Source organism: Micromonospora sp. ATCC 39149 (assembly GCF_000158815.1).
Lineage (GTDB): Bacteria > Actinomycetota > Actinomycetes > Mycobacteriales > Micromonosporaceae > Micromonospora.
The window spans coordinates 922,364-930,304 of record NZ_GG657738.1 but is presented as its reverse complement, the minus strand read 5'-3'; the positions used below and the strand labels follow the sequence as shown (position 1 = coordinate 930,304).

Annotated in this window: 8 protein-coding genes; 2 read left to right on the top strand and 6 right to left on the bottom strand. The window is 73.2% G+C overall.

Annotation, left to right across the window (positions count from 1 at the left end):
• Window positions 1–43: 43 nt before the first annotated feature.
• From MCAG_RS32135 to MCAG_RS03635, 5 genes are read right to left on the bottom strand one after another with little or no spacing between them, the layout of a single operon-like run.
• Entirely contained in the window at window positions 44–205 is a 162-nt protein-coding gene (locus tag MCAG_RS32135) for a hypothetical protein (RefSeq protein ID WP_157547849.1), read from the bottom strand.
• Between the two features lie 11 nt (window positions 206–216).
• A complete protein-coding gene (locus tag MCAG_RS03650; protein ID WP_007071622.1) occupies window positions 217–1,440 on the bottom strand; it encodes an ABC transporter permease in 1,224 nt (407 codons plus the stop codon).
• 1 nt (window position 1,441) lies between these two features.
• Complete coding sequence (locus MCAG_RS03645; protein WP_007071621.1) at window positions 1,442–2,137, bottom strand: ABC transporter ATP-binding protein; 696 nt, start codon at window positions 2,135–2,137, stop codon at window positions 1,442–1,444.
• Window positions 2,134–3,225 (bottom strand): peptidoglycan-binding protein, encoded by a 1,092-nt coding sequence (locus tag MCAG_RS03640; protein ID WP_083802406.1) that lies wholly within the window; start codon window positions 3,223–3,225, stop codon window positions 2,134–2,136. The genes MCAG_RS03645 and MCAG_RS03640 overlap by 4 nt, the downstream gene beginning before the upstream one ends.
• A complete protein-coding gene (locus MCAG_RS03635; RefSeq protein ID WP_036372202.1) occupies window positions 3,222–3,755 on the bottom strand; it encodes a hypothetical protein in 534 nt (177 codons plus the stop codon). Before MCAG_RS03635 ends, MCAG_RS03640 begins: the two co-directional genes overlap by 4 nt.
• Before the next feature lie 154 nt (window positions 3,756–3,909).
• Here MCAG_RS03635 and MCAG_RS03630 point away from each other — a divergent pair, with 154 nt between their 5' ends.
• On the top strand, window positions 3,910–4,566 hold the full coding sequence (locus tag MCAG_RS03630) for a response regulator transcription factor (protein ID WP_007071619.1): 657 nt from the start codon (window positions 3,910–3,912) through the stop codon (window positions 4,564–4,566).
• Window positions 4,563–5,720, top strand: coding sequence for a HAMP domain-containing sensor histidine kinase (locus MCAG_RS03625; protein WP_007071618.1), 1,158 nt, complete (start codon window positions 4,563–4,565; stop codon window positions 5,718–5,720). The genes MCAG_RS03630 and MCAG_RS03625 overlap by 4 nt, the downstream gene beginning before the upstream one ends.
• On the opposite strand, the gene MCAG_RS03620 is transcribed toward MCAG_RS03625, so the two are convergent.
• Window positions 5,695–7,815 carry a UvrD-helicase domain-containing protein gene (locus MCAG_RS03620; RefSeq protein ID WP_007071617.1) on the bottom strand — a complete coding sequence of 707 codons (2,121 nt, stop codon included), beginning with the start codon at window positions 7,813–7,815 and terminating at the stop codon, window positions 5,695–5,697. The two genes, MCAG_RS03625 and MCAG_RS03620, sit on opposite strands and share 26 nt — an antisense overlap.
• Window positions 7,816–7,941 lie beyond the last annotated feature (126 nt).

Sequence of the window (7,941 nt, the reverse complement as noted above, 5' to 3'; positions counted from 1 at the left end):
GATTTCTTGCACCCGCATCGCCGAGGGACGGAAGAGGAATGGGTCAGACCGGCACGCTGACGCTGACGGCGTCGGCGGCGGGTCTGACGTCGGCGAGCGTGAACGTGAAGACGACCGCGTTCACCGAGCCGGTCGTCCCCACCAGTGGCGCGTATTCCAGCCCGGTGAGGGCGTCGACGGGGGCTCCCGGTGCCGCGGGCGGCACCGGGAGCCTTCCTACACCGCGGCGAGCGCCTCGGTGGGAGCGAGGCGGGAGGCGCGAATCGCCGGATAGAGGCCGGCGAGGCCGCCGATGACCAGTGTGGCCACCACTCCGCCCAGCGTCGCCCAGGCCGGCACCACGGTCGGCCAGCCCTGGGAGAGCGCGTACCCGGTGGTGACCAGGATGCCGAGCAGCACCCCCCCGGCCCCGCCGAGCGCCGACAGCAGCAGCGACTCGGCGAGGAACTGGCTGCGGACCTGCCCCCGGGTGGCGCCGAGCGCGCGTCGTAGGCCGATCTCGGCCCGCCGTTCCAACACGGAGATGACCATGGTGTTGGCCACCCCGACGCCGCCCACCAGCAGGGCCACCGCGCCGAGGCCGAGCAGCAGCCCAGTGAACGTCTCGTCGGTCGCCTCGGCGGCGGCCAGCGCGTCCGAGGGGCGGGAGACGTCGACCTCGTTGGGCGCCTCCGGGTTGGCGGTCGCGCCGAGCACCGCCCGGACCGACTCGACCTGATCTTCCTCGGCGCGGGCGTAGACGGTGGTCGGGTGGCCGTCGAAGCCCAGATGGCTGGCGGCCACACCCCAGCCGACCAGCGCCGAACTGTCCAGTTCCGGCGCGAGCGGCACGGCGGCGAGGATTCCGACGACGGTGAACCACCGGCCGCCGAGCCACACCCGCACGTCCGGCCTGGCGGCATCGAGTCCGAGCCGCTGGGCGGCGGTCGCGCCGAGCACCACCACCGGGTGCCGTTCGGTCGCCTCGTTGAGCCAGGTGCCGCTGGCCACCGTCGCACCGATCGTGTCCAGCAGCCCGAGCTGTGCCGCCCGGACGGCGATCCCGCCGGTCTCCGCCGCCGGCATGCGATCGGTGCGGTAGACCTTCGCCTCGGTGAGCTGGCCCGTCGCCGTCACCTGGGTCACCGGTCCGATCCGACCGATCATCGCCACCGCCTCGGGCGGAAGCCGCGCTTCACCGCCGAAGAGGGTCCGACCCGGCGACGCGGTCAGCAGGTTGGTGCCGAGCGCCGCGAGGGTACGGTCCAGTTCCGCGCGGGACGACGACGAGATGCCGACCACGGCGATCATCGCGGCGATGCCGATGGCTATGCCCAGCGCCGAGAGGAACGCCCGCAGCGGCCGGGTCCGCAGCCCGACCCCGCCCACGCGGACGACGTCGGCGGCCGGCATCCGGGCCGGGGCGAGCCTGGCCGTCCGGTCCGTGGAGAGCACCGCCATCTCAGCTCACCCCGCTCGGCGTCGGCCGCGAGTCCGCGCGCAACCGTCCGTCACGCATCTGCACCTGGCGGGGCAGGCTGGCGGCGATCTCCCGGTCGTGGGTGATCACGACAACCGTCGTCCCGGTGTCGTGCAGCCCGTACAGAAGGTCGAGCACGGCTTGGCCGGACGCGGAATCGAGGTTGCCGGTCGGCTCGTCGGCGAGGAGCACGGCGGGTTCGCCGACCACCGCGCGGGCGACCGCGACGCGCTGCCGCTCGCCGCCGGACAGTTCGTGTGGCCGGTGGCTGAGCCTCCGTTCGAGACCGACGCGGCGCAGCGCGGCCTCCGCACGCCGTCGCCGCTCCCGCCGGGGTACGCCGGCGTAGAGCAGCCCGTCGGCCACGTTGTCGAGCACCGGCACTCCGGGGGCCAGGTGGAAGTGCTGGAAAACGAAACCGATCCGGGTCGCCCGCAGCGCGGAGAGCTGCCGGTCGGCAAGCCGCGCCACGTCGTACCCGTCGATCAGCACTGTTCCCGACGTCGGCCGGTCCAGGGTGCCGATCAGGTTCAGCATGGTCGACTTGCCGGAGCCGGACGGCCCGACGATCGCCACCAGCTCGCCGTGGCCGACGCGCAGCGACACGTCGGCGAGGGCGACCACCCCGCCGGGGTACCGCTTGCCGACCCGATCGAGCACGATGACGTCGCCGGTCATCGCGGCACCCCCACGGTCGTGCCCTCGGTGACGCCGTCACCGGTGACCTCGACCCGCCCGTTGGCGAACAGCCCGGTGGTGACGGCGACGATCCGGCTGCTCTTCCCGTCGAGGACCTCCAGGCCGTAGCCACCCTCGGCCAGGGCCAGCAACGCGGCCACGGGGACGGTCAACACGTCGGGCCGCTCGCTGACGGTGAAGGTCAGCTCGACGGAGGCCCGGTCGAAGCCGGCGAGCGCCTTCTGCTCGTCGACGGTCACCACCACCTCGATCTTCGTCTCGGCGTCTGAGTCGTCGGCCGCGCCCGCCGTACCGCCCGTGACGATCGTCTCGACCGTGCTGATCTTGCCCACCACCCGACGGCCGTCGGGCAGGGCGACCTCGACCCGCCCGCCCCGCTTGGCGAGGCGCTGGTCGTCGACGTCGAGTTCCGCCGTGACCCGCCGCTCGGTGCCGGTGTACGTGAGCACCGCCTGCCCGGGCTGGACGGTTGCGCCGAGGTCGAGCTGGTGGCCCTCCACCCGGACGGGGCCGTCGGCGTACCCGATCCGGCCCGGCTCGACCCGGCCGGTCTCGGCGACGCCGAGGTCGTCCTGCCAGGCGCGGACCGCGTCGGCGGTGGCCGAGGTGTACTCGTCGTCGACCGTGAAACCGGAGTAGCCGAGCGCCTTCAGGTTCCGCTCGAACTGCGCGGCGTCCGGCCCCTCGACACCGGGCTGGAGCATCCGGTACGCGGGCAGTTTCCCGTACAGCAGCACCACCGGATCGCCGTCGACGGCGTAGAGCGCCCGGCCGCGCGACACGGTGGCACCGGTGTCCGGCAGGGCGGTGATCGTACCGGGTAGTCGGCTGGCGGCAGTCCGGTCGGGGCCGTACCCGAGTTCACCGTCGACGGTTTTCGCGTCGGCGAGGGTCTGCCGGGTGACCGTGGCGCTTGCGGGCGGCGCGATGCCGGCTTCGGCGGCGTCACCGTCGGCTTCGCCGCCGAAGCCGGCCGCCGCGGCCACGCCGGCCGCGGCGACGAACAGCAGCCCCGCGCCGCCGGCGGCGGTCCCCAGCCGGGCACGACGGGTCCGCCCGGCCGTCACCGGCCACTCCCGAGCTGCGGTGCGTGCTGCCGGCACTTCTCCATCGCCGTGCGGAACGTGGGATCGTCCGGGTCGGTCCGCATGGCGTCGCGCTGGATCTGGATCCGTCCGTCCCGGCGCGGGGTCCGGGAAAGTCCCGGCACGCCGTTCTCCCGCATGCAGCGGGCCATCGTTCGCATCTGGTCGAACTGCGCGGCGTCGAGCTTCTGTGGCTGGCCACCGTTGGGCAGCAGGTGGCGGCACTTCTCCATGGCCGCCTCGACCTTGCTCTTGTCGACGTTGTCGTCGAAGCGGAACATCGGCCTGTCGCCGGCGTCCGGGTCGGCCATGTTCACGCCGTTCTCCCGCATGCAGCGGGCGAACTCGAGTCGCTGTTCGGCGTCGCCGCCGCCGGTGCCGCTCGCCGAGGCGGAGGGCGTCGGGGCGGCGCCACCGGCAGTGGCCACGCCCCGCCCGCCGTCGTCCCGGCCGGCACAGCCGGCCAGCGCGAGGGCCAACAGCACGGGTAGCGCGAGGATTGTCGGTCGCATCGTCGGTGTCCTTTCCGGCGTCCGGCGTCCCTCGCCGGACCGCGCGCCCGGGCAACTGCCGGGCGACCGGGCCAGTCCAACCGATGTCGTGTATCGCGGGCGTAACCCGATCACGTTTACGGCGGCGTTATCCCTGCCTTGGCACCATTGACGGGTGCGAGTGCTGGTGGTGGAGGACGAGGACGTGCTGGCGGACGCCATCGCGGAGTGGCTGCGCCGGGAGGCGTTCGCGGTCGACGTGGCGTACGACGGCGAGGCCGCCCTGAGGCGGCTGGGCGTCAACGAGTACGCCGTCGTCGTTCTGGACCGGGACCTGCCGGTGGTGCACGGCGACGACGTGTGCCGGGCGATCGTCGACTCCGGCGGCCGGACGCGGGTGCTGATGCTCACCGCGGCGGCGGCGGTGCGGGACCGGGTCGCCGGCCTCGCCCTCGGCGCCGACGACTACCTGATCAAGCCGTTCGCGCTGCTGGAGTTGGCCGCCCGGGTGCACGCGCTCACCCGCCGGGCCCTCCCCGCCGCGCCGCCGACGCTGCACCGGGCCGGTATCGTACTCGACCCGGCCCGCCGCGAGGCCCACCGCGAGGGCCGGTACCTTCCGCTGACCCGCAAGGAGTTCGCCGTGCTGGCCGAGCTACTGCGCGCCGAGGGAGCCGTCGTCTCCGCCGAGGAACTGCTGGAACGGGCCTGGGACGAGCACATCGACCCCTTCACCAACGTCGTCCGGGTCACCATGATGAAGCTGCGGCGGAAGATCGGCGACCCGCCGGTGGTGGAAACCGTGCCGGGAGTGGGGTACCGGATCCGGTGAAGCGTCTCACCCTGCGCGCCCGACTCACCCTGGTCTACGGCGGGCTCTTCCTGCTGGCCGGCGTCGTCCTGCTCGGCGTCACGTACGTGCTGGTGGACCAGCGTATGCCGCAGCCGCTGCGGGCCGAGTTGCCGGACCGGACCACGGCGTACGACCGCGACTCGCCAAGCGAGCAGGATTTCGACCGGATCCGCGTGTTGGTCCAGAACGTGCAGTACGAGGCGAAGCGGGACGCCCTGGAGTCGCTGCTCACCCAGGGCGGCATCACGCTGGTGGTGGTCTCGGCGGCGGCCGTCGTGATCGGCTGGCTGATCGCCGGTCGGGCGCTGCAACCCCTGCACCAGATCACCGGGACGGCCCGCCGGATCGCCAGCACCGACTCCGCCGGGCGCGGGCTGCACGAACGGATCGCGCTGACCGGCCCCCGCGACGAGGTACGCGAACTCGCCGACACGTTCGACCAGATGCTGGAACGGCTGGACCGCTCCTTCGACGGACAACGGCGGTTCGTGGCGAACGCCTCCCACGAACTCCGGACCCCACTGACGTTGAACCGGGCGCTGGTGGAGCTGGCGGTCAGCCGGCCGGACGCCCCCGCGGAGGTGCGGCGTCTCGGCGAGGCGCTGCTGTCGGTGAACGAGCGGCACGAGCGGTTGATCGACGGCCTGCTCACCCTGGTCGAGTCGGAGAACGAGCTGACCGAACGCGCCCAGGTGGACCTGGCCGAGATCGCCGGGTACGTAACCGACCAGGCGGGGCAGGCGTCCCCCCACGTCGCGGTGCGCCGGTCGCTGCGCCAGACCCGCACGGTGGGCGACCCGGTGCTGCTGGAACGGCTCACGTACAACCTGGTGGAGAACGGACTGCGGCACAACGTGCCCGCCGGCGGCTGGGTGGAGGTGCGCACCGGCGTGGTGGCGGGGCATCCGACGCTGGTCGTGGCCAACACCGGCCCGGTCGTCCCCGGCTACGACGTGGAGGCGCTGTTCCAGCCGTTCCGGCGGCTGAACCGCGAGCGGGTCGCCGGCACGCGCGGCCTCGGCATCGGGCTGTCCATCGTGCGGGCGGTCGCCCGCGCGCACGCAGGCACCGCCGAGGCCGCACCGCGCCCCGGCGGCGGCCTGACCGTCACGGTGACGCTTCCACCAGCCTGACGCCGGGTCGCCGGCTGGCTCGGGGCGACCGGGTCAGACTCTCCGGCAGCGGCTTGGTGTGCAGGATGACCAGTTCCGCGACGGCCCGGGTCAGGGCGACGTAGAGACGGCTCATGCCGCGGGGCTCGGCGGCGACGATGTCGGCGGGCTCCACCAGCACCACGCGGTCGTACTCCAGTCCTTTGACCTGGCTGACCGGAATCGCGGCCAGGGAGGCGGCCAGGTGGTCGGGCGCGATGACCGTGCCCGTCTCCTGCGCGACCGCCTCGCGCAGGTCGTCGACCCGACGGATCTCCAACCTGCCGCCGGGCCGGAAGGAGCGGGTGGGCGTGATCCCGGGCGCCAGGGCGCGGGCGGCGAAGTCGGCGATGACCTGCGGCACCCGGTAGCCGGTGGGCAGGTCGAGCGTCCTGGCCTCTCGCTTGCCCAGCCGCCGCATCAGCTCCGGCCAGGAGTCGGCGGCCAGCGGGTGCGTCGCCTGGCCGAGGTCGCCCACGATGGTCATCGAGGCATGGGCGGCGCGGCGGGCGATCATCCGGCACTCCATCGGCGACAGGTCCTGCGCCTCGTCGAGGATGACGTGCAGGTACGCGTCGTCGACGGGCTCCTCGGTCTCGGCCACCGGCAACGGCTCGGCCAGCACCGGCACGTAACCCTCCTCGCCGTACGGGTCGAAGCCGTCGATCCAGCTCACCACCTGGTGCCCCTCGCGCAGGATGATCGCGGCGGCCCAGCGCTGGGCGGCCCAGTAGCCGTTGTGGTCGATGGACTGGCCGGACAGCGCGATCGGTGTGGGCAGGCCGGGCGCGAAGAGCTGCCAACCGTCGTTGAGGCTCCAGCTCAGCACGAAGGTTTCCGCCAGCCGGGCCCCGCTGCGCAGCTCACGTGGCTGCCACTCGGGTGCGGCTCCGGTCGGCTTCGTTGGCCTGCCCAGGATCTCGGCCAGCTCGTCGAGCAGCGGGACGTCGTCCACCGACCACTCGCCGTGTTGTGCGGGAAGGACGTCCTGCGGGGTCAGCGGCGGCCACCACGCGTTCAGGAAGGCGTCCGGCACCTCCCTGCCGCCCAGCAGCTCCGAGAGCACCCTCGCCGCCTCCGGCCGGGCGTCGTTGACCTTGCTGCCTCTGGCCTCGCATCTCCTTCGGATCTCGATGCGGGCCTTCGCCAGGTCGTCGGCGGTGAGAGTGCGCAGATGGTCCGGCGCGTTCGGCGGGGTGTCCCAGGCCAGGTCGGCCAGCACCCGCACCATCCTCAGGTCGCCCTTGGACCTGGCCACCTCGGCGGGGTCCCGCCGGGTCGCGACGACGCCGTCGAAGAGCTCACCGATCGAGCGCAGGTGAACGCTGTCCTCGCCGAGGCCGGGCAGCACCCTGCCGATGTACTCCGTGAACACCGTCGACGGGCCGACCACCAGCACCCGTCCGTCGGTGAACCTTCCTCGGTCGGTGTAGAGCAGGTAGGCGGCACGATGCAGGGCCACCTGCGTCTTGCCGGTGCCCGGACCGCCGGTGATCAGGGTGACGCCGTGTGCGGGTGCGCGGATCGCCTCGTCCTGCTCGCGCTGGATCGTCGAGACGATGTCGCGCATGTGTTCGCCACGCGCCCGGGTCAGCGACGTGAGCAGGGCCCCTTCGCCGACCACGCCCTCGATGTCCTTCGCGGAGAGGACCTCGTCGTCGAGGCCGACCACCCGGGGGCCCTGGCAGGTGACGACGCGGCGGCGTTGCACGCCGAGCGGCTCGCCGGGGGTGGCGCGGTAGAACGGGGCGGCGGCGGGCGCACGCCAGTCCACCACCAGCGGCTCCCGGTCCTCGTCGCGTACGCCCAGCCGGCCGATGCGGTAGGTGTAGCCGTCGTCGAAGTCCAGCCGACCGAAGACGATGCCCTCCTCCTGGCCGTCCAGGTCCGCGACCCTCGCGGCGGCGTGCAGGACCATGGCATCCCGCTCGACCAGGCCGGTGGCCGGTCCGGAGCCGGCGCGGCCGTGCCCCTCCTCGCTCAGCTCCCTCGCCTGCTCGCGCATGACCTCAAGGCGCGCGTACACCTTGTCGACGACCTGCTGCTCGATGGCGATCTGGTGTGCTGCTTCGGACATGCTGCCCCCGTCTTCCTGTGCGTCTTCTGCGCGGTGCCGGTCCGCGCCGCGGCGCAGGTCGTCCCGGCGGGCCTGCCCGAGGTCCGCTCGCCTGAGAGGTCAGGGCAGGAGCGGGCACGGCGGCCG

Excerpts from the sequence above, each read along its gene's own strand:
- MCAG_RS03650 (WP_007071622.1), bottom strand. The coding sequence starts at position 1,440 with ATGGCGGTGCTCTCCACGGACCGGACGGCCAGGCTCGCCCCGGCCCGG.
- MCAG_RS03645 (WP_007071621.1), bottom strand. The coding sequence starts at position 2,137 with ATGACCGGCGACGTCATCGTGCTCGATCGGGTCGGCAAGCGGTACCCC.
- MCAG_RS03635 (WP_036372202.1), bottom strand. The coding sequence starts at position 3,755 with ATGCGACCGACAATCCTCGCGCTACCCGTGCTGTTGGCCCTCGCGCTG.
- MCAG_RS03620 (WP_007071617.1), bottom strand. The coding sequence starts at position 7,815 with ATGTCCGAAGCAGCACACCAGATCGCCATCGAGCAGCAGGTCGTCGAC.